This window comes from Actinomadura soli, from assembly GCF_005889715.1.
Taxonomy (GTDB): domain Bacteria; phylum Actinomycetota; class Actinomycetes; order Streptosporangiales; family Streptosporangiaceae; genus Spirillospora; species Spirillospora soli.
Genome location: NZ_VCKW01000128.1, coordinates 1 through 24720, shown reverse-complemented (window position 1 = coordinate 24720; position 24720 = coordinate 1). Strand labels below are relative to the sequence as shown.

31 protein-coding genes are annotated in these 24720 nt (G+C 69.6%); 16 read left to right on the top strand and 15 right to left on the bottom strand.

The window, feature by feature from the left end; genetic code table 11:
• Positions 1 to 51: 51 nt before the first annotated feature.
• From ETD83_RS23650 to ETD83_RS23620, 7 genes are all read left to right on the top strand, one after another.
• Positions 52 to 408, top strand: a complete 357-nt coding sequence (locus ETD83_RS23650; RefSeq protein WP_138647338.1) for a DUF488 domain-containing protein — start codon at positions 52 to 54, stop codon at positions 406 to 408.
• Positions 409 to 711: 303 nt separating this feature from the next.
• Positions 712 to 1371: a DUF4360 domain-containing protein gene (locus tag ETD83_RS23645; RefSeq protein ID WP_138647337.1), complete on the top strand. Its 660-nt coding sequence runs from the start codon at positions 712 to 714 to the stop codon at positions 1369 to 1371.
• Between the two features lie 13 nt (positions 1372 to 1384).
• Positions 1385 to 2032 carry a DUF4360 domain-containing protein gene (locus ETD83_RS23640; RefSeq protein ID WP_138647336.1) on the top strand — a complete coding sequence of 216 codons (648 nt, stop codon included), beginning with the start codon at positions 1385 to 1387 and terminating at the stop codon, positions 2030 to 2032.
• 280 nt (positions 2033 to 2312) lie between these two features.
• Entirely contained in the window at positions 2313 to 3689 is a 1377-nt protein-coding gene (gene gdhA, locus ETD83_RS23635; RefSeq protein WP_138647335.1) for an NADP-specific glutamate dehydrogenase, read from the top strand.
• 369 nt (positions 3690 to 4058) lie between these two features.
• Entirely contained in the window at positions 4059 to 4787 is a 729-nt protein-coding gene (locus ETD83_RS23630) for a PDZ domain-containing protein (RefSeq protein WP_138647334.1), read from the top strand.
• 119 nt (positions 4788 to 4906) lie between these two features.
• The gene (locus ETD83_RS23625) at positions 4907 to 5404 is read left to right on the top strand and encodes an MmcQ/YjbR family DNA-binding protein (protein ID WP_230421126.1); all 498 of its coding nucleotides are present in this window, start codon (positions 4907 to 4909) and stop codon (positions 5402 to 5404) included.
• A gap of 511 nt (positions 5405 to 5915) precedes the next feature.
• On the top strand, positions 5916 to 6563 hold the full coding sequence (locus ETD83_RS23620; RefSeq protein ID WP_138647333.1) for a hypothetical protein: 648 nt from the start codon (positions 5916 to 5918) through the stop codon (positions 6561 to 6563).
• A 99-nt stretch (positions 6564 to 6662) separates the two neighbouring features.
• On the opposite strand, the gene ETD83_RS23615 is transcribed toward ETD83_RS23620, so the two are convergent.
• The gene (locus tag ETD83_RS23615) at positions 6663 to 7262 is read right to left on the bottom strand and encodes a TetR/AcrR family transcriptional regulator (protein ID WP_138647332.1); all 600 of its coding nucleotides are present in this window, start codon (positions 7260 to 7262) and stop codon (positions 6663 to 6665) included.
• Between the two features lie 153 nt (positions 7263 to 7415).
• On the opposite strand from ETD83_RS23615, the gene ETD83_RS23610 reads away from it, so the two are divergent.
• The 3 genes from ETD83_RS23610 to ETD83_RS23600 all read left to right on the top strand — a co-directional run bounded on the left by ETD83_RS23610 (position 7416) and on the right by ETD83_RS23600 (position 9959).
• Positions 7416 to 7880: an iron chaperone gene (locus ETD83_RS23610; RefSeq protein WP_138647331.1), complete on the top strand. Its 465-nt coding sequence runs from the start codon at positions 7416 to 7418 to the stop codon at positions 7878 to 7880.
• A gap of 75 nt (positions 7881 to 7955) precedes the next feature.
• Positions 7956 to 8588: a VOC family protein gene (locus tag ETD83_RS23605; RefSeq protein WP_230421125.1), complete on the top strand. Its 633-nt coding sequence runs from the start codon at positions 7956 to 7958 to the stop codon at positions 8586 to 8588.
• A 213-nt stretch (positions 8589 to 8801) separates the two neighbouring features.
• Entirely contained in the window at positions 8802 to 9959 is a 1158-nt protein-coding gene (locus tag ETD83_RS23600) for a methyltransferase domain-containing protein (protein WP_230421124.1), read from the top strand.
• Positions 9960 to 10026: 67 nt separating this feature from the next.
• On the opposite strand, the gene ETD83_RS23595 is transcribed toward ETD83_RS23600, so the two are convergent.
• The 3 genes from ETD83_RS23595 to ETD83_RS23585 are packed head-to-tail and all read right to left on the bottom strand — an operon-like array spanning position 10027 to position 11223.
• Positions 10027 to 10209 carry a DUF397 domain-containing protein gene (locus tag ETD83_RS23595; RefSeq protein WP_138647330.1) on the bottom strand — a complete coding sequence of 61 codons (183 nt, stop codon included), beginning with the start codon at positions 10207 to 10209 and terminating at the stop codon, positions 10027 to 10029.
• A 25-nt stretch (positions 10210 to 10234) separates the two neighbouring features.
• Positions 10235 to 10417: a DUF397 domain-containing protein gene (locus ETD83_RS23590; protein ID WP_138647329.1), complete on the bottom strand. Its 183-nt coding sequence runs from the start codon at positions 10415 to 10417 to the stop codon at positions 10235 to 10237.
• On the bottom strand, positions 10408 to 11223 hold the full coding sequence (locus ETD83_RS23585) for a helix-turn-helix domain-containing protein (RefSeq protein WP_138647328.1): 816 nt from the start codon (positions 11221 to 11223) through the stop codon (positions 10408 to 10410). The genes ETD83_RS23590 and ETD83_RS23585 overlap by 10 nt, the downstream gene beginning before the upstream one ends.
• A 161-nt stretch (positions 11224 to 11384) precedes the next feature.
• Between ETD83_RS23585 and ETD83_RS23580 the strand changes: the two genes are divergently transcribed.
• Positions 11385 to 11780: an ATP-binding protein gene (locus tag ETD83_RS23580; RefSeq protein ID WP_138647327.1), complete on the top strand. Its 396-nt coding sequence runs from the start codon at positions 11385 to 11387 to the stop codon at positions 11778 to 11780.
• A 94-nt stretch (positions 11781 to 11874) separates the two neighbouring features.
• Here ETD83_RS23580 and ETD83_RS23575 read toward each other — a convergent pair whose 3' ends face one another.
• Entirely contained in the window at positions 11875 to 12666 is a 792-nt protein-coding gene (locus tag ETD83_RS23575; protein ID WP_230421123.1) for a helix-turn-helix transcriptional regulator, read from the bottom strand.
• Between the two features lie 65 nt (positions 12667 to 12731).
• Between ETD83_RS23575 and ETD83_RS23570 the strand changes: the two genes are divergently transcribed.
• On the top strand, positions 12732 to 13304 hold the full coding sequence (locus ETD83_RS23570) for a TIGR03086 family metal-binding protein (protein ID WP_138647326.1): 573 nt from the start codon (positions 12732 to 12734) through the stop codon (positions 13302 to 13304).
• Here ETD83_RS23570 and ETD83_RS23565 read toward each other — a convergent pair.
• Positions 13301 to 14137 (bottom strand): M23 family metallopeptidase, encoded by an 837-nt coding sequence (locus tag ETD83_RS23565; RefSeq protein WP_205717841.1) that lies wholly within the window; start codon positions 14135 to 14137, stop codon positions 13301 to 13303. The genes ETD83_RS23570 and ETD83_RS23565 overlap by 4 nt on opposite strands.
• 76 nt (positions 14138 to 14213) lie before the next feature.
• Positions 14214 to 14723, bottom strand: coding sequence for an ArsR/SmtB family transcription factor (locus tag ETD83_RS23560; RefSeq protein ID WP_138647324.1), 510 nt, complete (start codon positions 14721 to 14723; stop codon positions 14214 to 14216).
• 89 nt (positions 14724 to 14812) lie between these two features.
• Here ETD83_RS23560 and ETD83_RS23555 point away from each other — a divergent pair, with 89 nt between their 5' ends.
• Positions 14813 to 15322 (top strand): DinB family protein, encoded by a 510-nt coding sequence (locus ETD83_RS23555; protein ID WP_138647323.1) that lies wholly within the window; start codon positions 14813 to 14815, stop codon positions 15320 to 15322.
• A gap of 9 nt (positions 15323 to 15331) precedes the next feature.
• On the opposite strand, the gene ETD83_RS23550 is transcribed toward ETD83_RS23555, so the two are convergent.
• The 6 genes from ETD83_RS23550 to ETD83_RS23525 form a co-directional block, all read right to left on the bottom strand.
• Positions 15332 to 15856, bottom strand: coding sequence for a GNAT family N-acetyltransferase (locus ETD83_RS23550; RefSeq protein ID WP_230421122.1), 525 nt, complete (start codon positions 15854 to 15856; stop codon positions 15332 to 15334).
• A 93-nt stretch (positions 15857 to 15949) separates the two neighbouring features.
• Entirely contained in the window at positions 15950 to 16480 is a 531-nt protein-coding gene (locus tag ETD83_RS23545; RefSeq protein ID WP_138647321.1) for a hypothetical protein, read from the bottom strand.
• Positions 16481 to 16570: 90 nt separating this feature from the next.
• On the bottom strand, positions 16571 to 17737 hold the full coding sequence (gene fahA / locus ETD83_RS23540; protein ID WP_138647320.1) for a fumarylacetoacetase: 1167 nt from the start codon (positions 17735 to 17737) through the stop codon (positions 16571 to 16573).
• Positions 17734 to 18585, bottom strand: a complete 852-nt coding sequence (locus ETD83_RS23535) for a hypothetical protein (RefSeq protein WP_138647319.1) — start codon at positions 18583 to 18585, stop codon at positions 17734 to 17736. The genes fahA and ETD83_RS23535 overlap by 4 nt, the downstream gene beginning before the upstream one ends.
• Positions 18582 to 19772: a homogentisate 1,2-dioxygenase gene (locus tag ETD83_RS23530; protein ID WP_138647318.1), complete on the bottom strand. Its 1191-nt coding sequence runs from the start codon at positions 19770 to 19772 to the stop codon at positions 18582 to 18584. Before ETD83_RS23530 ends, ETD83_RS23535 begins: the two co-directional genes overlap by 4 nt.
• Positions 19773 to 19901: 129 nt before the next feature.
• Positions 19902 to 20459 carry a MarR family winged helix-turn-helix transcriptional regulator gene (locus ETD83_RS23525; RefSeq protein ID WP_138647317.1) on the bottom strand — a complete coding sequence of 186 codons (558 nt, stop codon included), beginning with the start codon at positions 20457 to 20459 and terminating at the stop codon, positions 19902 to 19904.
• 168 nt (positions 20460 to 20627) lie between these two features.
• Here ETD83_RS23525 and ETD83_RS23520 point away from each other — a divergent pair, with 168 nt between their 5' ends.
• On the top strand, positions 20628 to 22361 hold the full coding sequence (locus ETD83_RS23520) for a pyruvate dehydrogenase (protein WP_138647316.1): 1734 nt from the start codon (positions 20628 to 20630) through the stop codon (positions 22359 to 22361).
• 19 nt (positions 22362 to 22380) lie between these two features.
• Here the strand turns inward: ETD83_RS23520 and ETD83_RS23515 are convergent, their stop codons facing one another.
• Entirely contained in the window at positions 22381 to 22740 is a 360-nt protein-coding gene (locus tag ETD83_RS23515) for an arginase family protein (RefSeq protein WP_205717840.1), read from the bottom strand.
• 58 nt (positions 22741 to 22798) lie between these two features.
• Between ETD83_RS23515 and ETD83_RS23510 the strand changes: the two genes are divergently transcribed.
• The gene (locus ETD83_RS23510; protein WP_230421121.1) at positions 22799 to 23047 is read left to right on the top strand and encodes an ArsR/SmtB family transcription factor; all 249 of its coding nucleotides are present in this window, start codon (positions 22799 to 22801) and stop codon (positions 23045 to 23047) included.
• On the opposite strand, the gene ETD83_RS23505 is transcribed toward ETD83_RS23510, so the two are convergent.
• Positions 23044 to 23637, bottom strand: coding sequence for a TetR/AcrR family transcriptional regulator (locus tag ETD83_RS23505; RefSeq protein WP_138647314.1), 594 nt, complete (start codon positions 23635 to 23637; stop codon positions 23044 to 23046). The two genes, ETD83_RS23510 and ETD83_RS23505, sit on opposite strands and share 4 nt — an antisense overlap.
• 153 nt (positions 23638 to 23790) lie before the next feature.
• Here ETD83_RS23505 and ETD83_RS23500 point away from each other — a divergent pair, with 153 nt between their 5' ends.
• Entirely contained in the window at positions 23791 to 24675 is an 885-nt protein-coding gene (locus ETD83_RS23500) for an SCO6745 family protein (RefSeq protein WP_138647313.1), read from the top strand.
• The last annotated feature ends 45 nt before the right edge of the window (positions 24676 to 24720 follow it).

Genomic DNA, 24720 nt, shown 5'->3' with positions numbered 1-24720 from the left:
GGCATTCTTCGAGTTCGGCATTTTCGGGGGAGCGGTGGGGATGGGAGGAGCATGGGGGTACGACTGCGCAGGGTGTATGAGCCGGTCTCGTCCGGTGACGGAAAGCGGATACTCGTCGACCGTGTGTGGCCGAGGGGACTGTCCAAAGAGAAGGCCCGGCTGGACGAGTGGGCGAAGGACGTCGCCCCGTCCACCGAGCTTCGCAAGTGGTACGGCCACTGTGTTGATAAGTTCGACGAGTTCGCCCGTCGATACAAGGCCGAACTTGACGATCCCGAACGCGCGGCGGCGCTGAGCCGCCTGCGGGAGCTCTCCGAGCAGGGGCCGGTCACCCTGCTTACCGCGACCAGGGACGTCGATCACAGCCAGGCCGCCGTCCTGGCGGAGGTCCTGCGACACGGTGGGTAAACGTCATTGGGATGGCCAGAATGTGCCACGGCATAAAGATGCCATCGGGCGCCGCGTCCCGCCCCACGTCACACGGGTTCTGGAACGCTTTCTATGCGGTCTGTAAGGCCATTTGAATTCTATCCATCAACTTGATGGAACGTTCCTTTCACAATGAATCCCGTTGGACGCTCCATTCTTGCTGATCACTGCAGGTGTACCGAGGTCAAGCCCGGGTTTTCGCGTGTTGAAAGTTGGTGATTGACCGTTCTAAAGGGCCAGCTTTACGCTCCCTTTGCGCAGGCTCCAGCAAGGAGGAATCGCATGCGTAAAGGGATCGTTTTCTCGGCGGTCGCTGCAATCGCCATGGCCGCCGCGACAGCGGGGCCGGCGGCGGCCGCATCGCCCGGGTCGTACCTGGTCCCGGGTCCTGACGGTGTCACGATCGAGATCGCGACCGTCAACGGGTCCGGCTGCCCGGCGGGAACGGCCGCCGTCGCAGTGTCGGACGACAAGGAGGCCTTCACGGTCACCTACAGCGACTACCTGGTGCAGGCGGGCGGCGGCGCGGCTGCGACCGACTTCCGCAAGAACTGCCAGATCAGCATGAAGGTGCATGTCCCGCAGGGATTCACCTACGCGATCTCGAACACCGACTACCGGGGCTTCGCGTCCCTGCCGGCCGGTGCGACCGGTGTGCAGAAGGCCAGCTACTACTTCCAAGGCCAGCAGCAGACCGCTGCGAAGACGCACACGCTTCGGGGGGAGTACGCCGACAACTTCCAGTTCACCGACACCAACGACGTCGGTCAGCTCGTGTGGAAGCCGTGCGGCGAGGAACGCAACTTCAACATCAACACCGAGCTTCGCGTGACCAAGGGCTCGGACCCGTCGGAGCTGGCCTTCATGGCGATGGACTCCGCCGACGGCAGCATCAAGACCATCTACCGCTTCGAGTGGATGAAGTGCCCCCCCGCGTGGTGAAGGAGTAGGAACAATGCGTAAAAGCCTGACTGCGGCAGCGGCGGCCATCCCCGCCCTGGCGCTGGCGCTGGCCGCGGCCCCGGCCGCGTCCGCGGACGTCAACGACCCCCCGCCCGACGAGAAGATCACCATCGACGTGCTGACCGTGAACGGGTCCGGCTGCCCCGCCGGCACCACCGCGGTCGCCCCGGCGAGCGACAACACGGGCTTCACCGTCACCTACAGCGACTACCTCGCTCAGGCCGGCGGCGACTCCAACCCGACCGCCTTCCGCAAGAACTGCCAGCTGGCCCTCCGCGTTCACGTGCCGCAAGGCTTCACGTACGCGGTCGCCGGAGCCGACTACCGCGGCTTCGCGCACCTTGAGGAAGGTGCGACCGGCCTGCAGCGTGCGAGCTACTACCACCAGGGCCTGTCGCAGACGAGCCAGTCGTCTCACACGCTCAAGGGCTCGTACTCCGACAACTGGCAGTTCTCCGACCGGACGGACGTCGCCGAGCTCGTCTGGAAGCCCTGCGGCGAGGACCGCAACTTCAACGTCAACACCGAGCTCCGCGTGATGAAGGGCTCCTCGAAGGACACCAGCTTCATGGCCTTCGACTCCACCGACGGTAGCGTCAAGACGACCTACCACCTCTCCTGGAAGAAGTGCGAAGCCTGAGCCTGACGTCTGACGCTTGATATCGGACGTCGAGTTCGCCGGGCCGCGTCCTCACCCAGGGAGGACGTGGCCCGGTCTTCGTACCCGCGTGTTCACCGCGGGTATACCCCCATCAGCCTGCGCCCCGCCGTCCCGGCTGGATCGTTCCCGTGCCCGGAACCTGATCGTTCCGTGCCCGGGGCGGACCGGCCGGGACGACGGCCGTGACCTGGCGAGTCGCGTCAAAGGCGATGAGAGACGGGATTTAGAGTGGAGGGTCTCCGAGGAAGGGATCCTTACCATGCCGTTGGCCCCTCGCTTCCCGGCCCCGCCCGAGATCTTGGCCGTGCTGGAGGAGTCGTACGAGAAGGTCCTGCGGCGTGACCCGGGCGAGGCGGAGTTCCACCAGGCCGTCCACGAGGTGCTGGAGTCCCTCGGCCCGGTCCTCGCGGCACGGCCCGGGCTGGGCGCCGCGAAGCTGGTCGAGCGGCTGATCGAGCCCGAGCGGCAGATCATGTTCCGGGTGCCGTGGCAGGACGACGAGGGCCGCGTCCACGTCAACCGCGGGTTCCGCGTGGAGTTCAACGGCGCGCTGGGCCCGTACAAGGGCGGGCTGCGCTTTCATCCCACCGTCAACCTCGGCATCGTGAAGTTCCTCGGCTTCGAGCAGATCTTCAAGAACGCGCTGACCGGGCTCGGCATCGGCGGCGGCAAGGGCGGCAGCGACTTCGACCCGCACGGCCGGTCGGACGAGGAGGTCATGCGGTTCTGCCAGTCGTTCATGACCGAGCTGTACCGGCACGTCGGCGAGCACACCGACGTCCCGGCCGGTGACATCGGCGTCGGCGGCCGCGAGATCGGCTACCTGTTCGGCCAGTACCGGCGGGTGACGAACCGGTGGGAGGCGGGCGTCCTGACCGGCAAGGGCCTGCTGTGGGGCGGCTCCGCGGGCCGGACGGAGGCCACCGGGTACGGGAACGTCCTGTTCACGGCCGAGATGCTCCGGCGGCGCGGCGAGGACCTGGACGGCCAGCAGATCGTCGTGTCCGGGTCCGGGAACGTCGCGATCTACACGATCGAGAAGGCGCAGCAGCTCGGCGCGAACGTGATCACCGTGTCCGACTCGGGCGGCTACGTGGTGGACGAGAAGGGCATCGACCTCGACCTCCTCAAGCACGTCAAGGAGGTCGACCGGGGCCGCGTGTCCGACTACGCCTCCCTGCGCGGCGCGTCCGCGCGGTTCGTGCCGGGCGGCCGGGTCTGGGACGTCCCGGCCGACATCGCGCTGCCGTCCGCGACGCAGAACGAACTGGACGCGGAGGCGGCGGCGATCCTCGTCCGCAACGGCGTCAAGGCCGTCTCCGAGGGCGCGAACATGCCGGCGACGCCCGAGGCCGTCCACGTCTTCCAGGAGGCGGGCGTCGCGTTCGGCCCCGGCAAGGCCGCCAACGCGGGCGGCGTCGCCGTGAGCGCGCTCGAGATGCGGCAGAACGCGGGCCGCGCGTCCTGGACGTTCTCCCGCGTCGAGGAGGAGCTCGCCGGGATCATGAGCGCCATCCACGACACCTGCTACGAGACCGCCGAACGCTACGGCGCCCCCGGCGACTACGTGGTCGGCGCCAACATCGCCGGTTTCGAACGCGTAGCCGACGCGATGCTCGCCCAGGGCCTCATCTAAGGCCGCCCTAAAGCGCCCTGGGCTGATACTCCAGCCGCAGATCGCGGTCTTGGTGGTCGTCGTCGGCTGGGCGCTGCCGCCGGACGCGACTTATGGGCATTCGCCCGCAGGTATGTGATGACGGCTTGCCGCTGGGTGGCTTCAGGCGTACCTGGGCTGAAGACCACGCAGTGGCCGCGTCGGCCAGAGTGGAGATTCTCCGCGAACCACGACCCCGGCCAGCTTCCGGAGAGCCCCGAAACAGGGGCGTCGCGGTGGTGTCCGTCGGCAGGTTCGAACATACGCCTATCTGGGAATGGTGACTCTCAGTATTCGTTTGGGGACGCACAGTGAAGAAAGTCGTCCTCCGGTACCCGAAAAGGATGATTCGTGAAATCTGGATCCGTCACCGTCCTCGCCGCCGCGACGATCGGCGTCGCCGCGCTCGCCTGCACGGGAACAGCCGCGGTGGCCGCGACACAGGCCCCGGTCGTGGCCCCGCGGTCGCTCCAACCGCAGTCGAACGTGCCGAACCTGAGCGCACCCGGTGGGGCACAGACCGTGTCGTACCCGCCTGACCATCAGGTCCGGCACCACCCGACCCGGGTGACGTTCGTCGCCCCGAACTACACCCGCATCGTCGAGGTGCCCACCAACTGCAACGTCGGATGCACGGCCAGGATCGGCTCGGGCGGCCGCACCGCGACACTCGACGTCACGGCGTCGGGTTACACGTGGAGTGCTCCGCTGCAGGTACGGGTCGCAGCCAATGCCGACGCGCCCCTGGAAGGCGGCCGGTTCAGCGGCACCACGAGCACCGAGGGCGTCACCCAGCCGCTGACGGTGAACATCCTCCCGGGCACTCAGGGCTCGGTGTCGATGTTCCCCACCGACGAGCCCGGCAGGGGCGGCGTCCGCGTCCGGTTCGTCATGGAAGACAGCAACGCCGAAAGGTCCGGGCTCAAGACCGACGACCGCATCACCGCCGTGGACGGCAAGCCGATCGCCAACGGCAAGGAACTCAACGCGGCACTTGAAGGCCGCCGCGCCGGCAGCATCGTACCCATCACCATCACGCGCGCCGGAGAGGAAAGGACCCTCAACCTCAGACTCGACTGATACTCCCGCCGCAGGCGGCGGATCGAACCCGACGGCCCGCCCGGCGGGTCGACATCGTCCCCAGTGGGCGGCACGGCCACCGCCGATCGTCTGGTTCCACACGCCACACGATCAGAGCGGTGGCCGTCTCACGTCCCGGCCTCGATCAGACCGAGACCTCCAAGTGCGGCGGGAGCGCCAAAGGGGCCCGGCCTGCCCCGGTCACGGGGCAGAATGTCCTCGACGGCCGGGGACGGACAGGGGGCCATGTGATGGCGGACGGCTCGCAGCGCGACCGCGTGATAGCGGAATGCCTGGCCAAGCAGGGATCGGTCGAGGACTATCCGTTCGGCGACGAGGTCGCCGTCTTCAAAGTCGCGGGACGGATGTTCGCACTCGTCCCGCTGGGTTCACCCCCGGCAAGCATCAGCCTCAAATGCGATCCCGATCTGGCGGTCGATCTCCGCGGCCGCTATGCCGCGATAACCGCGGGCTACCACCTCAACAAGCGTCACTGGAACACCATCATTCTCGACGGCTCCGTCCCCGAAGAAGAGCTTCTAGAGCTGATAGACCACTCCTACGATTTGGTCGTCACCCGCCTGACCAAAGCCCAACGCGACGAACTTCTCCCGTAACGGCCCGTCGCCCAAGGCGGTCTCGGTAAGGATGAAATCCGATGGGGATCGATGCATGGTCACTGCCGCCCAGGACGAAAGCGCCTGCCAGCGTCCCGACCCTGACGCTCCATCAGCAGTGTGCGGGGCCGCCGTCGCCACCGATCAGCGGTGCCTGGCTCACCTGGCTCCGGACACGAGAACCGCTTACCTTGCCACCTTGGGTCCTGGATCCGACATTGACGCCCGCGGCGTCGGCTTCACCGGAGATCTGCTTGCCGAGCTGCTGGACGCGCTCCGTGGTCCGCAGGGCCAACTCCAGATAGGGACCGCCCACTTCAACGAAGCGGCCTTCACCGGGGACGCCTGGTTCAGTGGCGCCTGTTCATTTGGGACGCATGGTTTGAAGGCACGTGCTTCACCGGGACCGCCAAGTTCGACGGAGTGACCTTTACCGAGCCCGTTTCCCTTGCGGCCGTGGTTGTGTCGGGCGAATCGCAGGTGGAGGCGGCTGCGAAGGTGGTTAGCCTTAGTGGACCTGACGCAGTGCCGTTTCGCCGGGTTGCAGCGTGCCGATCAGATCGTGCTGGACGGCCGGTGCGCGTTCGCCGACGGGCCGCGCGGGCGACGGCGGGTGCTGGCCGAAGAGCATCACTGGCGAGCAACCCAGGCCAGTGGCCGGCCGCCGGGGACGGGCGGGTGGCGACGGCTGCCCGAGCCCGCGGAGGTGATGGGCCCGGCGCGTTTGGAGGTGCTGTATCGGCAACTGCGCAAAGCGCTGGAGGACGCCAAGAACGAGCCGGGCGCGGCCGACTTCTACTACGGCGAGATGGAGATGCACCGCGCCAGCACCCATGGCATCGAGAGAATCCTGCTGCGGCTGTATTGGTTGACCTCCGGGTACGGGCTGCGAGCCGGACGCGCACTCGCCACCCTGGCCGTGCTCATCGCCGTGCTGGCCGCCGGAATGAAGTACGCCGGATTCCCAGGAAAGCCCGTCCCGTACCTGGATGCCCTGCTCTACAGCCTGCGCTCCACTGTTGCCGTCGACGTCAAAAGCGCAGCGGTCCCAGAGGAGGTCACCCGCTGGGGACAGGTCTTCCGCGTCATACTCCGGATCGCCGGCCCGTTGTTCGTGGGTCTGGCCGCGCTGGCCATCCGCAACCGAGTCAAACGCTGATCGCCTCCGGTAGGCGCCGCAACGAACTACGCCCCTGATGGCCCGTCGCTCAAGGCAGCCTCAGTCAGGATGAAATCGCACGACTAACCACTGGAGCATTCAGTTTGTTTTTTCATTCGATTCGTACGCGGCCATGAACATGTCCAGTAGACCGTCGACCGCGTTCTCGTCGATGGGACGGGTTGTCAGCAGGCCGCGGTAGTACAGAGTGCCGCACAGCACCTCGGCGGCGAATTCCAGGTTTGCTTCTGCGGCCAGTTCACCGGTGCGCTGGGCGTGGGTGATCCGGTCGAGGGTCGACTGCTCGACGGTGACCAGGAATCTTTCGTCCAGCGTGGCCCGCAGCGTGGAATCGGCCTGCGCCTCGGCGATGACCGCACGGTAGACGGGGCCAAGCGGCGGGTTGGCAAGGGCGAAGCTTGAACGCAGGAACTGTTCGCGCAGATCCGCGCGGACGTCTCCGGTGTAGCGGTAGTCCAGGTCGCTGGTCCACACGAGGCTGAGCGCGTCGAGCAGCAGCGCCGCCAGGGACGGCCAGCGCCGGTAGATCGTGTGCTTTCCGACCCCGGCGCGTCTGGCGACCGCCTCGATGCTCAGGCCAGCGTGACCGACCTCCGCGGCCAGATCGAGGGTGACTCGCAGCAGCTCTTCAGTGCGCGCAGCGCCTCGGCGACGCGGTGTCGCAGGGGTGCCGGTCATGGCACCACTCTATCGGCACGAGGCGTGCCGTTGACAAACATCGAGGCAGCCAGCAATATTGGACTGCGATCGGCACGGTCCGTGCCGATGGTGTGTGATGACGTGTCACCACCCACGATCGCGCCACATCGAGTTCCGCAAGGGGGAGCTGCCATGAGCGGCACCGAAAGCAGCACGTACCAGGGGTTCACGGCCGAGGAGCGGGCCGCGATGAGAGACCACGTCCAGGAGCAGCGGACGGCCGCGCGCCGCGACCCGCGCGCAGGCAAGGCGGCGGAGAAGGCGGCGGCCGCGGAGCGGGACGTGCTCGCGAAGATCGCCGAGATGCGGGACTCGGACCGGACCATGGCCGAGCGCGTCCACGCCGTCATCACGGCCAGCGCCCCGGTCCTCGCGCCGAAGCTCTGGTACGGGATGCCCGCCTACGCCCTGGACGGCAAGATCGTCTGCTTCTTTCAGAGCGCGGAGAAGTTCAAGGCGCGCTACGCAACGCTCGGTTTCAGCGACCAGGCGAAGCTGGACCAGGGCTCGATGTGGGCGGCCGGTTTCGCCCTGACCGAGGTGACGACCGAGGTGGAGAAGCAGATCGCCGCGCTGGTGAAGCAGGCGGTGAGTTGAGGCACTCCCCTGCGGAACCGGCAGCACGACACCGCACTCCGGGTCGATCGTGACCCGCGACCGTTAGGAGCGACCATGACCGCCACTTCCACCTTGACTTCCATCGACTCTGTCACTCTCGAGGTGGCCGACCCCACGGCCGCCAACCACTTCTACGCCACCGCCTTCGGTTTGCACACGCAGGTGCGCGTGCGGGCCGCCGAGGCGCCGACGACCGGATTCCGTGGGTTCACGCTGTCGCTCACGGTGTCTCAGCCGGCCAACGTCAATGCCCTTATTGACGCGGCTCTCGACGCCGGCGCCACGCCGCTGAAGCCGGTCACCAAGTCGCTCTGGGGCTGCGGCGGCGTCGTCCAAGCCCCGGACGGGACGATCTGGAAGGTCGCGACCTCGGCGAAGAAGGACACCGCCCCGGCCACCCGGCGGATCGACGACATCGTGCTCCTGCTGGGAGTCACGGACGTGGCCGCGAGCAAGCGGTTCTACACCGGCCGCGGCCTTGCCGTGGCCAAGAGCTTCGGCCGCATGTACGTCGAGTTCGCCGCGGGGTCGAGCCCCGTCAAGCTGGCGCTGTTCAGGCGCCGCGCCCTCGCCAAGGACGTCGGCGTCTCCCCCGACGGCACCGGATCACACCGGCTCGTGATCTGCAGTTCCGCAGGCCCCTTCACCGACCCGGATGGATTCACATGGAAGGCGGCCCCCGCCTAGCGTTCATGCCGTGCCGCCCCTCAGAGGTCCAGGCCGCCCGCCACTCACAGAGTCCGTGGATGCCGCGAACCTAACGTGCCGGGCAATGTACAGTGCGTCATTTTCGGCGCTAGGTTCGGACGGGTCGTTGGGTCGGCCGCGTGAGGTCGGACGATCCCTCCCGCGAAGGGTGATCCCAAAGGCGGCGGGAAGCACGAGAAGGGCGGCAATTAGGTGCCCGAGGCTGCGGCGCTGTCCGCCCGGCTGATCTGCGAACTCACCGAGGCGGGTGACCTGACGCCGGATTGGCGTGACTCGTTCGAAGCGGCGGCCAGGCATCGGTTCATCCCCGACACGGTGTGGGTCGAGGACGCTGACCGGCTGGTGCCGGTCGACCGTGCCGACGACGAGGCCGCGTGGCTGGAGCTGTGCTACGCCAATAAGGCAGTGATCACGCAGGTGGACGACGGTGTCCCGTCCTTGCCGGGACGGGTCGGCCGGGAGATCACCAGTTCGGCCAGCCGTCCCGATGTCGTGGCAGGGATGTTGGCGGCCTTGGGAGCCGAGCCGGGCATGAACGTGCTGGAGATCGGCACGGGGACCGGGTGGAACGCCGCGCTGCTGGCCGAACGGCTCGGCTCGGACAGTGTGACCTCGGTGGAGGTCGATCCCGCGGTGGCCGACCGTGCCCGCCGTGTGCTGTGGGACGCGGGTTACAAGCTCACGGTCGCAGCCGGGGACGGCGCGTCGGGCTACCCGGAATCCGGGCCGTTCGATCGGGTGATCGCTACCGTCGCCGCGGATCGGGTGCCGCACGCGTGGGCCGAGCAGACCCGTCCGGGTGGCCGGGTGCTCGTGCCGTGGACGACCGACTTCCACAACGGCGCGCTGGTGGCATTCACGGTCGCGTCGGACGCCACTATGCGGGGCCGGATCATGGGGAACGTGGCGTTCATGCGGCTGCGCGCCCAGCGGGGCAAGCGGGCCTCGCTGGACCGGGATGTGAAGGAGGTGGCCGGGGCGCGTAGGTCGTTCACCCAGACGCATCCTTATCCCGTGTTGGGCGAGTATGACGCGTCCTTGGCGATCGGGTTGAGGGTGCCGCGCTGCAAGCTGATCGTCACCCACCACGACGGCGGTGCATACACGGTGTGGCTGGTCGATCCATGGTCGGGTTCGTGGGCCGCGCTAGACGTCGAGCCGGGAGCGGAGAAGTTCCCGGTCCGGCAGTCGGGCGAGCGGGATCTGTGGCAGGAAGTGGAGGACGCCTATCGCTGGTGGGACGGGCTCGACCGTCCCACCAGCGACCGTTGGGGGCTGACCGTCACTCCCGAGGCTCAACACGTCTGGCTCGACACCGAGGAGCATCGAATCGACCGGCCAGGAAGCTGAGAACGCGCGAGAGCCCCGGACCTGGAGGGATTCCAAGGACCGGGGCTCCCATGTCGGTCGGGGAGTGTCAGTGCTTTAGGGATGCCACCAGGGCCGCGAACTCGTGCCGGTCAACCAGCAGCTTGGGGCCGTCGGGGTCCTTGGAGTCGCGGACGGCAATGACGCCGGGGGCCGACGCCATCTCGACGCACTCGCCTCCGGTGCTGGTACTGCGACTGCTCTTGCGCCAGGTGGTGGTGTCCAGGTCCATAGCGCTCCCACCTTGTTGGGGCGTGTCAGTGCTTCAGGGTTGCTACTAGGGCCGCGAAGTCGTCGCGTCCGATGAGGAGCTTGGGGCCGTCCGGGTTCTTGCTGTCGCGGATGGCGATGACCCCGGGGCCGGACGCCAGTTCGACGCATTCGCCTCCGGTGTTGCCGCTGTGACTGCTCTTGCGCCAGGTTGCCGTGTTCAGGTCCATCGTTCTGCCTGCACCTTTCGGATGACATCGAGGGACTGATTTACCGGGAGGGCCTGGGCGCGCACCTCTCTGAGCGCCTTGCGGGTGGCAGCCAACTCGTCTGCCGCCTCCAGCGTGAATCCGCGTGCCGGGCACTCGAAGTACGCGACCTCCCGCATGTCCTCCATGGTGGCGATCGTAAAGGAACTGATGTTCCCGCCGTGCTCGCCCCGCATGGTCACGATGTGCAGCGACACCCCGAGGGCCTCCGGCGCCCCGATGAGGTGATCGCACTGTTCGCGCATGATCTGCGGGTTCCCGACCTCACGCAGTAGGACACCTTCGTCCACCAGGAACGTGCACCCGGGCGGCGGTGGACTCTCTCTGGTGAGGATGCCCTGTCGGGCTAGGCGGTCCTCGGTCTTCTTCTTGTCGCCCATCAGCTGTGCTTCGGCGTAACCGGGCGTCTGGAGCAGACCGTGAACGAGCGAGAGGCTGTAGCAGGTCAGCTCCTCCGCCGTCTCCTCGATGGGGAGCCACTCGTACCAGGTCGGGAACTCGGCGCCCTTGACGAGGTCCTCCCACAGCTCGACCAGCTCGCCGTTCGTCTCGAACTCGCGGTCCATGGTCTCGGCGAACTCGCGGGTGCAGCGCGTCCGGCCGGTCTCGATCTGGCCGATGTACTGGGGCGTGACGCCCTCCCCGTCGCGGGCTCGGCGTGCGACGTTCTCCTGACTCCACCCCTTCGCCTCGCGGAACCGGCGGAACCTGCGCCCGAACGCGACCAGGCTCGGGCTGACCTTCGCTCTCGATCGTCGTGGTGCCATGGGCGCATGTTCTCCCAACCCTGACACAAGCCGCCACCAAGTTCAGAAAGTTGGTCAGGAACAGTTCTCAGGCTGTCACCTGCGCTTCGTGACGCTGTGCACCTGACCGATGGCTCAATAGGGGCGTCCAGCCGGAGAGAATTCGGAGAAGGTCGCAACCCATGTCGTCAGCAGCGTTTGCTCTTGAGGTGCCGCCGCCGCTCGTCCTCGAACCCACTGGTCAGGCGCCTGGTCTCGCGCGGCGGTGTCTCGCCGAGTGGTTCGCCGAGTGGGGGATCGAGGACGACCACGCCGGGCGGCTCGTGGTCTGTGAGCTGGTCACCAACAGCTACCTGCACGGTAAGGGGCAGATCGTCGTCCGGGTGTTCCGGGACGAGCGCGACGGGCGTCCCGTGGTGGAGGTGTGGGACGCCGGGGAGGCGCAGCCGGAGGTCCAGCCCGAAGACGGCGGCGCCCTCTCCGGCCGGGGGCTGATGCTCGTGGCCGAGCTCGTCCACGACTGGGGCGTCCGTCCCCTCAACGAGGGCGGGAAGGTCGTATGGGCGACGCTTCGCTGACGGGCCACCACGCCCGCGGCCATGTCGACCTCAAGGATGAACTTCACGCCCTGCACCTCCACGGTCGCCCTTTTTAGCGTCACGAGTTTCAGCGTCACGAGCTTAGACCGGCGTATTTGGCGGGGGAGACGCCGACCGTCGCCGTGAAGTCGCGGGTCAGGTGCGACTGGTCGAAATAGCCGAGGTCATCGGCCAGGGCCGCCCAGTCGACGCGGACGCCCTCGTCCGCGCGGGACGCGGCCTCGTGCAGGCGCGCCCGGCGCAGCACCCATTTGGGGCTCGCGCCCACGTACTCGGCGAAAAGCCGCTGGAGCGTGCGGGCGGAGACGTGCAGGGTTCCGGCGGCCTGGTCGACGCGGAACAGGGCCGGGTCGGCGGTGATCGTCTCGACCATGGCCGCCACCTCCTCGGCCACGGGATCCGGCGCCGGAAGGACGTCGTCGTCCAGGAGGAACTCCTCGGCCAGGCGCACCATCGCGTCCAGGCCGGTGCTCTGGAGGATGGCGCGGCCGACCTCGTCGACCCGCCGGGGGAACACGGTCGCGGCGGGGACCCGGCGGTCGGCGAGATCGATGACGGGCCCGTCCGCGAACGGGCGGAAGCAGCCGGGCCGGAACTTGACGCCGAGGACCTGCCCCCGGCCTTCGAGACGGCGGACGAAGAGGCTGCGGTCCACCCCGTACACCAGCGGGGCGGGCTCCTCGAAGACGAGGTGGACGTTCGGGTGCGAGAGCACCTTCGTCTCGTACGGTTCGTCCGTCCGCCACCGGACGTGCCAGTAGAACTCCACGAAGCGCGCCATGGCCGTGGAGGGGGCTCGCCGGTCCAGGTGCGCGATGGCCGCGTGCTCGTGGGGATACAGCACTCCGCGTCCGAAGTCGACCACCTGACCAGGGTACTTGGCGCGTTTGTCCAAGAACCGGATCGGCGGGCGTCCGTAGCGTGAGGTCCATGCACGAACAGCATGCGTTCATGAAGGAATGCGCCGCCGAGGCCGCCCGAGTGGCACGGGCCGTCCCGCAGGACCGGTGGTCGGACCCGACCCCGTGCGAGGAGTTCGACCTCCGGACGCTGGTGAACCACCTGGTGCTCTACACGTCCCACGGGCTGGAGCACCGCGCGCTGCGCAAGGAGCTTCCGGACGAGCTGACCGGACGCGACTTCACCGCCGGCGACGCCTGGCCGGACGAGTACGCGGCCCAGCTCGACCGTGGGGTGGCCGCCTGGGCCGACCCGGCCGTGTGGGACGGCGACATCAACGGCATGCCCGCCCCCGACACCGCCGCGATGCTGATCCTGGAGATGGCCCTGCACGGCTGGGACGTCGCGAAGGCCACCGGCCAGGACTACCGCGTCTCGCCGGAGACGGGACGGTTCGTCCTCCAGGTCGTCGAGCAGTACGCGGAGATGTACCGCCAGTACGACGGTTTCGGAGATGCCGTCCCGTCCGGTGAGGGCGCGCCGCCGTTCGGCCGTGCCCTGGCCTCGTCTGGCCGCGACCCGGATTGGCGCAGGCCCGGCTAGGAGGCCGACGCCGGTTCGTCGGAGGCCGGTTCGTCCGAGGCCGGTTCATCTGAGGCCGGTTCGTCCGTTAGGGGGATGAACGGCTTGCGCCCGCCCGGCACGCCCGTCCAGGTCTCGCCGTCGCTCTCGTAGTGGAAGGCGAACGGCAGCCCGGCGGCTGCCAGCGGGCGCGGCCGGTCCATGAGATGGAAGTGCAGGTGCGGCTCGGACGAGTTCCCCGAGTTTCCGACCTGGCCGATCACGTCACCGGCCCGCACCCGGTCGCCCTTCCTGACCCGCACCGATCCGCGCCGCAGGTGCGCGAACACCGCGTACACGCCGTCGCCGAGGTCGAGCACGATGGAGTTGCCGATGATGAACCGTCCCGCCGACAGGGTCAGCAGGGACAGCACCTGCCGGAACAGCATCCCCTCGACCAGCAGGTAGCCGAACGCGGGCCAGGAGTCGCGGCTCCAGTGGTCGCGCTGCCGGCCGCCCGCCTGGACGACGACGCCGTCGGCGGGGGCGGCGACGTCACGTCCGAACCCGGGAAACGTCTCCGGCCGTGACGCGAGCGGCCATTTCCGCAGCGGCCGCCATTCCCGCGCCGGATCGGGCGCGTGGACGAGGTCGATCGCGTACGTCTGGCCCAGCTCGTGCGTCCCGTGGCTGGGGACCTTGTCGGCGGGGCTGTTGACCGGCACCCACCGTCCGTCCACCGGGCACCGCAGGACGACGGGCTCCAGCCCGGGGACACCGCCGGGCACGAATATCAGCCCGACCCCGCAGACGATCAGGACGAACCCCGCCACCGACAGCGCGCCCATGCCGTGCAGCGGCGCGCTCAGTGCCATCGCCAGTCCGATGAAGACGAAGAGCGTTCTGAAGCGTGCCAGTTTCCGGTGCATTTCCGCCTCCGATGGGAGCCGCTCAGCGGCGGGTGGCCGCGAGCATCGTGAGAATCGGTACCACCCGTTCGCCGGGGACGCTGTACCGTCCCCGCGCGGTGGTGCGGAGCCAGCCGGCGGCGACCAGCTGGCGCAGATGGTGGTAGAGCTGCCCGGTCGTGCCGAGCCGCTCGTGGGAGGCCAGCTCGGCGGTGGTGCGGGCGCCGTGGAGGATCTCCCGGAGCAGCAGCAGCCGCACGGGATGCGCCAGCGCCGCCAGCCTCTCGGCCGACTGCGACCAGTCGTCCGCCAGGAGGTCGTCCACCGGATGCGCCTGCTGCCACTCGTAGTGCTCGCCGCCCGGCAGGGTCACCGAGCCGGTGAACAGCACCGCGCCGGGGTCGTCGGCGCGGTCTTTCAGCGCGTCGAGGGCCCAGAACGTGTCGTCGGCCCGGCGCGGGCGTTCGGCGTCCTCGCCGGGATGCGCGCGTTCGAGCCGGACCACGCGCTCCTCCAGCCGCGCGACCCGTTCCGGCAGAGCCTGCTCCTCCATGGCTCCGATACTACGTAACTACGTAATTTCGTCAAAGGGAGACGAAAACCGGTCGTGGAGGCGGGCCGGTCCGGGTTAGCGTCCGGGGCATGATCGAAGAGCCGCCGGACACGCTGACCGGCTCCCGCGAACTCCTGCTCGGCTACCTCGACTACTACCGCGCCGCCGCGCTGCGGAAGCTGGACGGCCTGCCGGAGGACGAGCTGCGCGCCACCAGGCTCCCGTCCGGCTGGACGCCGCTCGGGCTGCTCAAGCACCTGGCGTTCGTGGAGCGCCGCTGGTTCCGCTGGGGCTTCGCCGCCGAGCGGGTGGACGACCTCTGGAGCGACCGGACCCCGGACAAGCGCACCTTCCACGTCCGTCCCGACGAGTCGCCGGAGGAGATCAGGGCCCTCTTCCTGGACGAGTGCGCCCGCACCCGCGAGATCGTCGCGTCGGCCGATCTCCAGGACGTGGCGCGCACCGGCGGCGCCTTCAACCCGCCGGAACACCACCCGGCCCTGATCTGGATCCTGTTCCACGTCCTGCAGGAGTACGCCCGCCACGTGGGGCAGCTCGACGTCGTCCGCGAGCTGGCCGACGGCGCCACCGGCGAGTAGCGGACGCGCTCAGCGGAGCTTCTTGGCGAGGACCTCGAATTCCAGTTCGTCGCTCTTGGGCAGGCCGAAGCGCTCGTCACCGTACGGGAACGGCGACAGCTCGCCCGTGCGGACGTAGCCGCGCCGGACGTACCAGGCGATCAGCTCCTCGCGGACGGTGATCACCGTCATGCGCATCTCCGGCGCGCCCCACTCGTCGCGGGCCAGCCGTTCGGCCTCGGCGAGGACCTGCTTGCCGAGACCGCCGCCCTGCATGTCCGGGCGCACCGCGAACGTGCCGAAGTAGGCGTGGCCGTCGCGGTGCTCCAGCTGGCAGCACGCGGCCAGGACGCCGCCCGTCTCGGCGATGAGCATCCGGCCGGCGGTGTCGTTCACCACCGCCGCGACCATGCCGGCGTCCGTGCGCTGGCCGCCGAGGAGGTCGGCTTCGGTCGTCCAGCCGGCGCGGCTCGCGTCGCCGCGGTAGGCGGACTCGATCAGCGCGACGAGCTCGGGCACGTCGGCCTGCGTCGCGATACGGAAAGTGGGGCTCACGGGCGTCACAAGATCCGACTCTAATGCCCCCAAACTTCCTGATGCCTCACGAACTGGCGGCGGCCACCCGCGAGGGTGACCGCCGCCGGTCCGTCAGCAGCGCCCGTCGTCGACGGACGTGGTGACCGAGTGGCTCCACGGCTCGTCCCCACCGAGATCCAGGTCGTTCTCGACCGAGACGGTGAGGCAGACGGGGTTCCTGCCCTTGCGGTTCGTCAGCTCGTACTTGTCGCCGCCCGCGGAGCGGATCTCCACGTTGCCGTTGCCCTCCTCGTTCACGGCGTCGTAGATGCCGGACGTCGCGCTGAACGACGACCCGATCCCCGACGTCGAGTCCCGGTCCAGCTTGGACGCCGCCGCCTGCGCCACCGAGTGGACGTCCGCCGTCGAGTAGACCGCCGACGCGTCGGCGGCCTTCAGGATGCCCGCGCCCGCGAGCAGCACGACGGCGCCGATGAAGAAGCTGGCGCGGCGCACGCCGAGCGCGGCGTCGGAGGGCTCGTTCGCCCCCGGGTTCCGGTATTGCCAGGCATCGGCCTTCCAGTAGAGCCTCCGCTGGTCAACGCAGCCGAAGACGAACATCACGGCGGCCATGACGAGCATGAACACGATCAGAGCGGTCAAGTGCGCCCTCCCCCTAGGTCCCCCGGGTCCCCCAAGGTTCGGACGCGGTCCAGCGCCGTCTGGTTCGTGCGGACGCTCCGGGCGGCCCGGTCAGCGGGCGGGCAGGACCCGGCCGCTGACCTCGCCGAATCCGATGCGGGCGCCGGACGGGCCCGGGGCGGTGGCGGTGATGACGACCTCGTCCCCGTCCTCCAGGAAGGTGCGGGGCGCGCCGTTGACCTCGATCGGTTCCTTGCCGCCCCAGGTGAGTTCGATGAACGCGCCGCGCTGGTCCCTGTCCGGGCCGGAGACCGTCCCGGACGCGAACAGGTCGCCCGTACGGGACGACGCGCCGTTCACCGTCATGTGCGCGAGCATCTGCGCAGGCGACCAGTACATCTCCCGGTAGGGCGGACGGGACACGACCTGCCCGTTCCAGGAGACGGTCAGATCGAGGTCCAGCCCCCAAGGATTCTTCTCCCGCAGGTACGGGAGAGGCTCCGGGTCTTGGGGCGGGGTGGCGACGCGGGCCGATTCCAAGGCGAGCAGTGGGACGACCCAAGGCGAGATGGACGTCGCGAAACTCTTCCCTAGGAACGGGCCCAGCGGCACGTACTCCCAAGCCTGGATGTCGCGTGCCGACCAGTCGTTGACGAGGACGACGCCGAAAACGTGCTGGTCGAAATCGTCCACGCCGATCTGGGCGCCGATCGGTGAGCCCGCGCCGACGACGAAGCCGACCTCGGCCTCGATGTCCAGGCGGCGGCTCGCCCCGTACGCGGGCGCGGCGTCGGCCGGGGCCTTGCGCTGGCCGCTGGGCCGGACGATGTCCGTCCCCGACGGCACGACCGTCCCGGCGCGGCCGTGGTAGCCGACCGGGAGATGCTTCCAGTTCGGCATGAGCGGCTCGGAGCCGGGCCGGAAGAGGCGCCCGAGGTTGGACGCGTGGTGCTCGGACGCGTAGAAGTCGACGTAGTCGGCCACCTCGAACGGCATGTGCGTCGTCACCGCGCCGACCGGGTGGACGGCCGCGCCGTCGATGTCGCCCGAGACCAGGTCGATGATCCGCTCGCGGACCTCCACCCAGCGCGCGTGGCCCTGCGCCATGAACGGGTTCAGGGACGGCGCGGCGAACACGTCGTCGACGATCGTGAGGTCGACCACGTGATCGGCCACGCGCACGCCCACGCGCGGCGTCAGGCCCGGTGTGGAGAACACGCCGTAGGGGAGGTTGGCGAGCCCGAAGGGCGAGTCGTCCGGTATCGCGATCCGGGTCATCGGGTGATCTCCTGAAAGACGGGCTTGAGCAGCCCCAGGGCGGCGAGTTCGTTCAGCGGGTCGGTGATGCTGCACGTCCCGAACGAGAGGAACCGGGCGCGGGCGGCGGCCGCCCGCTCGTCGCCGAGCGCGGCGACGCGGGAGGCGATGGACGGCGCGTCCCGGTCGGCCAGGACGGCGGCCAGCCCGTCCACCGGACGGCCCTCGGCGGCGGCGTCGGTCGCGAGCAGCAGGTTGAGGAATCCGTGCTGGTGGAAGCCGGTTTCCGGGTCGGTGTTGCGGACCGGGTGGTGCAGCCCGGCGGTCGCCTTGAAGGGGACCGCGGCGTCCACCACGGCCTTGATCGCGGCGGCCAGCTCGTCCGGGCTCGGGTAGAGGTGCGGCTTCACGCCGCCGGTGCGGAACTTCGCGCGGTGCCCGAGTTCGGCGACGGCGGCGATGATCGACGGGCGGCGCTCGTCCCGTGGCACCTCGACGTAGACGGGCACGTCGACGGTGCCGAGCACGCGGAAGAACTCGTCCGCCTCCATCCCGGCGGGGACGGCGACCTCAAGGCCGCGCAGGTCGACGGGCAGTTCGGCGGCCGCGGCGAGGGCCTTGGCGGCCTCGCACGGGCCGTTCGGCGCCGTGATCGACAGGTCGAGCGGCGGGCCGCCCGCGTCGTGGAGGAGCGGGTCCAGGGCGTCGAGGGCGCTCGCCGGGAGGATGAGCGGGCCGACGAGTTCCGCGTACGGGGCGGAGCGGTGGGCGCGGTGGGCCGGGACGGCGACGTCGAGCGGCGCGAGCCCGGGCGGGAACACGGCCGCGTCGTCGCAGAGCCCGGTGGCGAAGGCGGGGAAGGCGGTCATTGCCGCCTCGCCCAGGTCCAGGCGTACGCCTCGTCCTCGCAGGCCAGGCCGCCCTCACCGAGTTCCAGCGGGTGGAAGGTGTCGACCATGACGGCCAGCTCGTCGAAGAACTCGGCGCCGATGCTGCGCTCGTACGCGCCGGGCTGCGGGCCGTGCGCCAGCCCACCTGGATGAACAGACACGGACCCCGGCCCGATGCCGGAGCCCTTGCGCGCCTCGTAGTCGCCGCCGCAGTAGAACATGATCTCGTCGGAGTCCACGTTGGAGTGGTAGTAGGGCACCGGGATCGACAGCGGGTGGTAGTCCACCTTGCGCGGGACGAAGTTGCACACGACGAAGTTGTGGCCCTCGAACACCTGGTGGACGGGCGGCGGCTGGTGCACGCGGCCCGTGATCGGCTCGAAGTCGTGGACGCTGAACGTGAACGGGTAGAGGCAGCCGTCCCAGCCGACGACGTCGAACGGGTGCCGGGCGTAGGTCATCCGCGTGCCGGTGATGCCGCGCGAGCCGCGGTGCTTGACGAGGACCTCGACGCCGGTCGCGTCCGACTGGAGCGGCTCGGACGGGCCGTGCAGGTCGCGCTCGCAGTAGGGGGCGTTCTCCAGGAACTGCCCGTAGCGCGACAGGTAGCGCTTCGGCGGCGCGATGTGGCCCCTGGCCTCGATGGCGTACGCGCGGAGCGGCTGGTCGCCGGTGGGGAGCCAGCGGTGCGTGGTGGACGTCGGGATGATGACGTAGTCGCCCTGCTTCGCCGCCAGCGACCCGAAGATCGTCTCGACCGTGGCGGTGCCGGACTCGACGTAGACGATCTCGTCGCCGGTCGCGTTGCGGTACAGCGGCGAGTCGGCGGCGGACACGACGTACGACAGCCGGACGTCGGCGTTGCCCAGAATGAGGCGCCGCCCGGTGACGACGTCGGTCTCGGCCCACGTCTCCTTGGGGAACAGCTCGTGCAGCTTGAGGTGCCGCGGTTTGAGCGGGTGGTTGGGGGTCGTCGTCCCGTCGGGGGTCTCCCAGACCTGCGAGTCGACGATCGCGGACGGGATCTCCCGGTGGTACAGGAGGGAGGAGTCGGCCGAGAACCCCTCCTCGCCCATCAGTTCCTCGAAGTAGAGCCGCTCTTCGCCGTCCCTGTGCTGGGTGTGGCGCTTCGGCGGCACGTGGCCGACCCGTCGGTAGTGGGCCATGCTCCATCGCCTCCGATGATTAACGTGTTAACTAGTTTCTGCCGACACTACGACTCTTCTCCGGAGGAGGGAAGGGCCTAACGTCGTCGCGGCTCCCGGTGCGTTCCGTGCGTCCCGGTGCGTTCCGCGTCAGCTCCGCTCGCGGGCGTCGACGTGCTCGCGGCCCTCGATGAGCTTGTCCAGCAGCATGATCAGCATTTGCTGCTCGGTCTCGGTGAGCACGTCCGCCCACTGCCGCTCGCGCTCGTTCTGCGCGGTGAAGATCTCCAGCATGGCCCGGTGCCCGTGCTCGGTCAGCGACAGGATGACCGACCGGCCGTCGCGCTCACCGGGCGTGCGGGCGAGCATCCCGTCCGCGACGAGCGTCTTCGCCAGGTTCGACACCGCGGCCCTGCTCATCCCGGCGAGCGTCGCGGCCCGGCCGGGCTCCAGCGGACCCGCCAGCCAGGTGACGAACAGCAGCCGGAACGCCGCCCACGAGTGCCCGCGCGGCCGGTGCACGGTGGACTCCAGGTCGTAGGTGACGATCGCCGACGCCCGGTTGAGCGTCAGCAGCAGCCGGGTCGCGACCCGGTGGGGGAAGCCGAACTCGTCCGACAGCCGGCGCCCCGCGAGGTCGACGAACGACCAGAAGTCGAGCGCCCCGCCGTTGCCGTCCACCCCCGCGACCTCCCCGATGTGATTCATGGTTTGACCATTTAACCCGGTCGGAGCCCGGATGTCAGCCGGAGCGGCCCGGGGCGTCGGCCGGAGCGCCCGGGTGTCGGCCGGAGCGCCCGGGTGTCGGCCGGAGCGCCCGGGTGTCAGCCGGAGATCATCGGGAATCTCCACAGGAAGCGCGCAGGGGGAGGGACGATGGCGACGGTCGCCGACCAGTTCATCGAGGTGTTGCGGCAGGCCGGCGTCCGGCGGATCTACGGGGTGGTGGGCGACAGCCTGAACCCGGTCGTGGACGCCGTCCGCCGCACGGGCGGCATCGACTGGGTGCACGTCCGCAACGAGGAGGCGGGCGCGTTCGCCGCGGCGGCCGAGGCTCAGACGACCGGACGGCTCGCCGTGTGCGCGGGCAGTTGCGGCCCCGGCAACACCCACCTCATCCAGGGCCTGTACGACGCGCACCGCTCGGGGGCGCCCGTGCTGGCGCTGGCGTCGCAGATCCCGAGCGTCCAGGTCGGCAGCGGCTACTTCCAGGAGACGCATCCCGAGCGGGTCTTCGTCGACTGCAGCCACTACTGCGAGGCGATCACCACGCCCGCCCAGATGCCGCGCATCCTCCGGACGGCGATCCAGCACGCGGTCGGGCTCGGCGGCGTCGCCGTCCTCACCCTGCCGGGCGACATCGCCAGCAAGGACACCGCGAACCCGACCGGCGAGCACGACTTCCTCGTCCGGAAGGGGATCGTCCTGCCGCCGCCCGACCAGGTGGAGCAGCTCGCCGGCGCGCTCAACCGGGCGCGCAAGGTCATGCTGTTCTGCGGCCACGGCGTCAGGGACGCCCACTCCGAGGTGATGCAGCTCGCCCACAAACTGCTCTCACCCATAGGCCACGCCCTGCGCGGCAAGGAATGGATCCAGTTCGACAACCCATTCGACGTGGGCATGAGCGGACTGCTCGGCTACGGCGCCTGTTACGAGTCCATGCAGGAGGCAGACCTCGTTCTCCTCCTCGGCACCGACTTCCCGTACGACCCGTTCCTGCCGGGCAAGAACACCATCCAGATCGACGACGACCCGTCCAAACTGGGGCGACGCACTCCTCTCGACCTGGCCGTCCATGGCGACATCGGCGAAACGCTTCGGCTCGTCCTGGACAAGGTGCAGCAGAAGCGCGACCAGTCGTACCTGGACGAGATGCTGCACCGCCACGCCCGCGCCTTGGAGAACGTCGTCTCCGCCTATACGCGCGACATCGAGAAGCACGTCCCGATCCACCCCGAATACGTCGCGAGCGTCCTGGACGACGTCGCCGCCGACGACGCGATATTCACCGTGGACACCGGAATGGGCAACGTGTGGGTCGCCCGCTACATCACCCCCAATGGACGCCGTCGCGTGATGGGCTCGTTCGTCCACGGCTCCATGGCGAACGCGCTCCCGCACGCCATCGGCGCCCAGTACGGCGCACCCGGACGTCAGGTCATCTCCGTCTCCGGCGACGGCGGCCTGGGAATGCTGCTCGGCGAACTCCTCACGGTCAAACTGCACCGCGTTCCCGTGAAAATCATCGTGTTCAACAACGCGTCGCTGGGCATGGTGAAGCTGGAGATGATGGTGGACGGCCTCCCGTCCTACGAGACCGACCACGAACCCGTCGACTACGCCGCCGTCGCCGAAGCGATCGGCATCGAATCGGCCCGCGTGGAACGACCCACCGACGTCCGCACCGTCATGGAACGCGCCCTGGCCGCCCCAGGCCCCTACCTCCTGGACGTCGTCACCGACCCGAACGCGCTCTCCATCCCGCCGCACATCACCCCGCAGCAGGTGAAGGGCTTTGCCCTGGCCGCCGGAAAGACCGTCCTGACGGGCGGCGTCGGCAAGATGCTCGACCTGGCCCGAAGCAACCTCCGCAACCTCCCCAGGCCCTGACTCGATCCCAGGCTCTGGCTCAGTGGCACCGCTTGTAGGCCAGGCCGGCGAGGGTTTCCCAGATCAGGCGGTGGGCGTTGTTGACCGTGAGATCCGCGTGGTCGTACGGGGGGCAGACCTCGGTCACGTCCAGCGCCACGACGTTGGTCCGCAACGCCACCTGGCGGACGGCCCGGAGCAGGTCGGCCGGTGCGAGGCCGCCGGGCTCGGGCGTTCCGGTGCCGGGCGCGAAGCCGGGGTCGAGGACGTCGATGTCGATCGAGAGGTAGATCCCGTCGGTGCCGTCGCTCGCCTCGGCGATGGCGTCGTCCATCACGTCCCTGATCCCGCGCTCCCAGATCTCCTGCATGGTGTGATGCCGCATCCCCTGCTCGCGCATCCACTCCTACCCCTGCCGCGCGGTCGCGACGCTGTGGGCCCGGGCGCCGGTCCCCGACGTGACCGCGCTGGCCGCGCTGGTCGGCGAATCGAAGGCCAGGCTGCTCCGCCTCCTGGACGAGCCGCTCGCGACGGTGGAACTCGCCCATCGGCTGAGGGTGACGCCGAGTGCGGTGTCGCAGCACTTGGGCGTCCTGCACAGGGCCGGGCTGGTCACGCGTGCCCGCCAGGGACGGCGCGTCCTGTACCACCGCAGCCCGCTAGGCGACCAGCTTGTCGCTCCGAAGGACCTCGCCCGGGCGCCCTAGTGGAAGGGGCGGGCCATTTCGGCGAGGGTCTCGTCGGCGGCCTTGGCCAGGGGACGGGCGGGGCATTCATCGATCTCGGCCAGCGTGGCGATGCGGAGCGCCGTCATGAAGGCCCCGGCCAGGACGCGGGGACGGACGCCGCCGGGCGGCAGGCCCTCGCGCACGGCGATCAGGTCGGCCAAGTCGCGCTCGAATTCGGCGTAGTGGGCGAGCAGCCGGGCCAGGACCGACGGGTGCTCGCGGGCAAGGCGGGCCTGGGCGGCGCCGAGTGTGGCGCACGTCGTCGTCTCGTCGTCGGCCTGCTCGTCGAGCGCGGCGCGGAGGGCGGTCCAGGACGGCTCGCCGCGCGGGCGTGACGCGAACGCGTCCAGCAGGGCGCGCATCCGCCGCTCGGCGCCGTAGAGGAGCGCTTCCTCCTTGCCGCCGAAATAGTTGGAGAAGGTGCGGCGGGAGACGCCCGCGGCATCGGCGATGGCCTCGACGGTGACGCCGTCCAGGCCGTGCTCGGCGGCCAGGCGCATCGCGGCGTCGTGCAGGGCGCGGCGCGTCGTCTCCTTCTTGCGCTCGCGCAGCCCGCCGGTCGTCGCCATGGTCGGACCAGCGTACCCAAGCTTCAAATGCTGCCCGGCGGGAAAAGTTGCACATCGTGCGGCGGCGGGATGTGAGCCTTCTGACAATCCGGCGGGCTTCCCCTTCGACTAGTCTAGACAGTGTCAAGATTGGTGAGGGGGAAGGAGATCCCGATGGCGGACGATCCCGGGCTGGCACGGCAGATGTGGCACCAGCTCGAAGCCGTGCACGCCCTGTTCTGGTATTCGCCCGAGGTGTTCGCCGAAGCCGAGGCCCTCGGCTACAAGGTGGACGACCGCTGGCCGAGCTATTTCGCCTGGCGTGCCGCACCGCTCGGCGCGGCGGGCCCCGAGCCGGTCGCGTCCGCCTTCTACAGCTTCAGCCCGCGGATGGTCGCCGAGCACATCCCCGCGGCCTGGACGATCGCGGCGCCCGGCCGCGTCCTGGAGGCGCGCACCCGCGCCGTCGACCGGATGTACCGCGCGCTGCTCGGTGACACCGGTGTCCGGGCGCCCGACCTCGCGGAGGCCGCCGACCTGGCCCGCACCGCCGCCGAGGCCGCGAGCACCGCCGGACGCCCGCTCGCCGCCGCCAACGCCGCCCTGCCCTGGCCGGACGAGCCGCACCTCGTCCTCTGGCACGCCATCGGCGTCCTGCGCGAGCAGCGCGGCGACGGGCACGTGGCCGCGCTGCTCACCGCCGGGCTCGACCCGGTCGAGGCGCTCGTCTCGTTCGCCGCGGTCGGCGCCGCGCCCGTGGCGACGTTCGCGAGCCGGGGCTGGACGGACGCCGAATGGTCCGCCGCCCGCGATCGTCTCGCGTCCCGCGGTCTCGTCCACCCGGACGGCACCGCCACCGGCCGGGGCCGTGAGCTGCGCGAGTCCGTCGAACGGACCACCGACGACCTGGCCTACGGGCCGTGGCGGACGCTCGGCGCCGGCAAGTCCGGCCGCCTCGCGGAACTCACGATGCCGCTGCTGGTCAAGGTCCTGGAGACCGGCCTGATGCCCGCCCAGAACACGCTCGGCATCGGCAAGATCCCGGCCCCGCCGCGCTGACCGGCCCCCGCGCTGACCGGCCCCGCCGTCGGAGACCAGCCGACG

What these genes read in the sequence shown, in the direction of transcription:
- ETD83_RS23650 (WP_138647338.1), top strand. Translation starts at nt 52, where the DNA reads ATGGGGGTACGACTGCGCAGGGTGTATGAGCCGGTCTCGTCCGGTGAC.
- ETD83_RS23645 (WP_138647337.1), top strand. Translation starts at nt 712, where the DNA reads ATGCGTAAAGGGATCGTTTTCTCGGCGGTCGCTGCAATCGCCATGGCC.
- ETD83_RS23640 (WP_138647336.1), top strand. Translation starts at nt 1,385, where the DNA reads ATGCGTAAAAGCCTGACTGCGGCAGCGGCGGCCATCCCCGCCCTGGCG.
- gdhA (WP_138647335.1), top strand. Translation starts at nt 2,313, where the DNA reads ATGCCGTTGGCCCCTCGCTTCCCGGCCCCGCCCGAGATCTTGGCCGTG.
- ETD83_RS23615 (WP_138647332.1), bottom strand. Translation starts at nt 7,262, where the DNA reads ATGACCGGCACCCCTGCGACACCGCGTCGCCGAGGCGCTGCGCGCACT.
- ETD83_RS23610 (WP_138647331.1), top strand. Translation starts at nt 7,416, where the DNA reads ATGAGCGGCACCGAAAGCAGCACGTACCAGGGGTTCACGGCCGAGGAG.
- ETD83_RS23605 (WP_230421125.1), top strand. Translation starts at nt 7,956, where the DNA reads ATGACCGCCACTTCCACCTTGACTTCCATCGACTCTGTCACTCTCGAG.
- ETD83_RS23595 (WP_138647330.1), bottom strand. Translation starts at nt 10,209, where the DNA reads ATGGACCTGGACACCACCACCTGGCGCAAGAGCAGTCGCAGTACCAGC.
- ETD83_RS23590 (WP_138647329.1), bottom strand. Translation starts at nt 10,417, where the DNA reads ATGGACCTGAACACGGCAACCTGGCGCAAGAGCAGTCACAGCGGCAAC.
- ETD83_RS23585 (WP_138647328.1), bottom strand. Translation starts at nt 11,223, where the DNA reads ATGGCACCACGACGATCGAGAGCGAAGGTCAGCCCGAGCCTGGTCGCG.
- ETD83_RS23580 (WP_138647327.1), top strand. Translation starts at nt 11,385, where the DNA reads ATGTCGTCAGCAGCGTTTGCTCTTGAGGTGCCGCCGCCGCTCGTCCTC.
- ETD83_RS23570 (WP_138647326.1), top strand. Translation starts at nt 12,732, where the DNA reads ATGCACGAACAGCATGCGTTCATGAAGGAATGCGCCGCCGAGGCCGCC.
- ETD83_RS23565 (WP_205717841.1), bottom strand. Translation starts at nt 14,137, where the DNA reads ATGGCACTGAGCGCGCCGCTGCACGGCATGGGCGCGCTGTCGGTGGCG.
- ETD83_RS23560 (WP_138647324.1), bottom strand. Translation starts at nt 14,723, where the DNA reads ATGGAGGAGCAGGCTCTGCCGGAACGGGTCGCGCGGCTGGAGGAGCGC.
- ETD83_RS23555 (WP_138647323.1), top strand. Translation starts at nt 14,813, where the DNA reads ATGATCGAAGAGCCGCCGGACACGCTGACCGGCTCCCGCGAACTCCTG.
- fahA (WP_138647320.1), bottom strand. Translation starts at nt 17,737, where the DNA reads ATGACCCGGATCGCGATACCGGACGACTCGCCCTTCGGGCTCGCCAAC.
- ETD83_RS23535 (WP_138647319.1), bottom strand. Translation starts at nt 18,585, where the DNA reads ATGACCGCCTTCCCCGCCTTCGCCACCGGGCTCTGCGACGACGCGGCC.
- ETD83_RS23530 (WP_138647318.1), bottom strand. Translation starts at nt 19,772, where the DNA reads ATGGCCCACTACCGACGGGTCGGCCACGTGCCGCCGAAGCGCCACACC.
- ETD83_RS23525 (WP_138647317.1), bottom strand. Translation starts at nt 20,459, where the DNA reads ATGAATCACATCGGGGAGGTCGCGGGGGTGGACGGCAACGGCGGGGCG.
- ETD83_RS23520 (WP_138647316.1), top strand. Translation starts at nt 20,628, where the DNA reads ATGGCGACGGTCGCCGACCAGTTCATCGAGGTGTTGCGGCAGGCCGGC.
- ETD83_RS23515 (WP_205717840.1), bottom strand. Translation starts at nt 22,740, where the DNA reads ATGCGCGAGCAGGGGATGCGGCATCACACCATGCAGGAGATCTGGGAG.
- ETD83_RS23505 (WP_138647314.1), bottom strand. Translation starts at nt 23,637, where the DNA reads ATGGCGACGACCGGCGGGCTGCGCGAGCGCAAGAAGGAGACGACGCGC.
- ETD83_RS23500 (WP_138647313.1), top strand. Translation starts at nt 23,791, where the DNA reads ATGGCGGACGATCCCGGGCTGGCACGGCAGATGTGGCACCAGCTCGAA.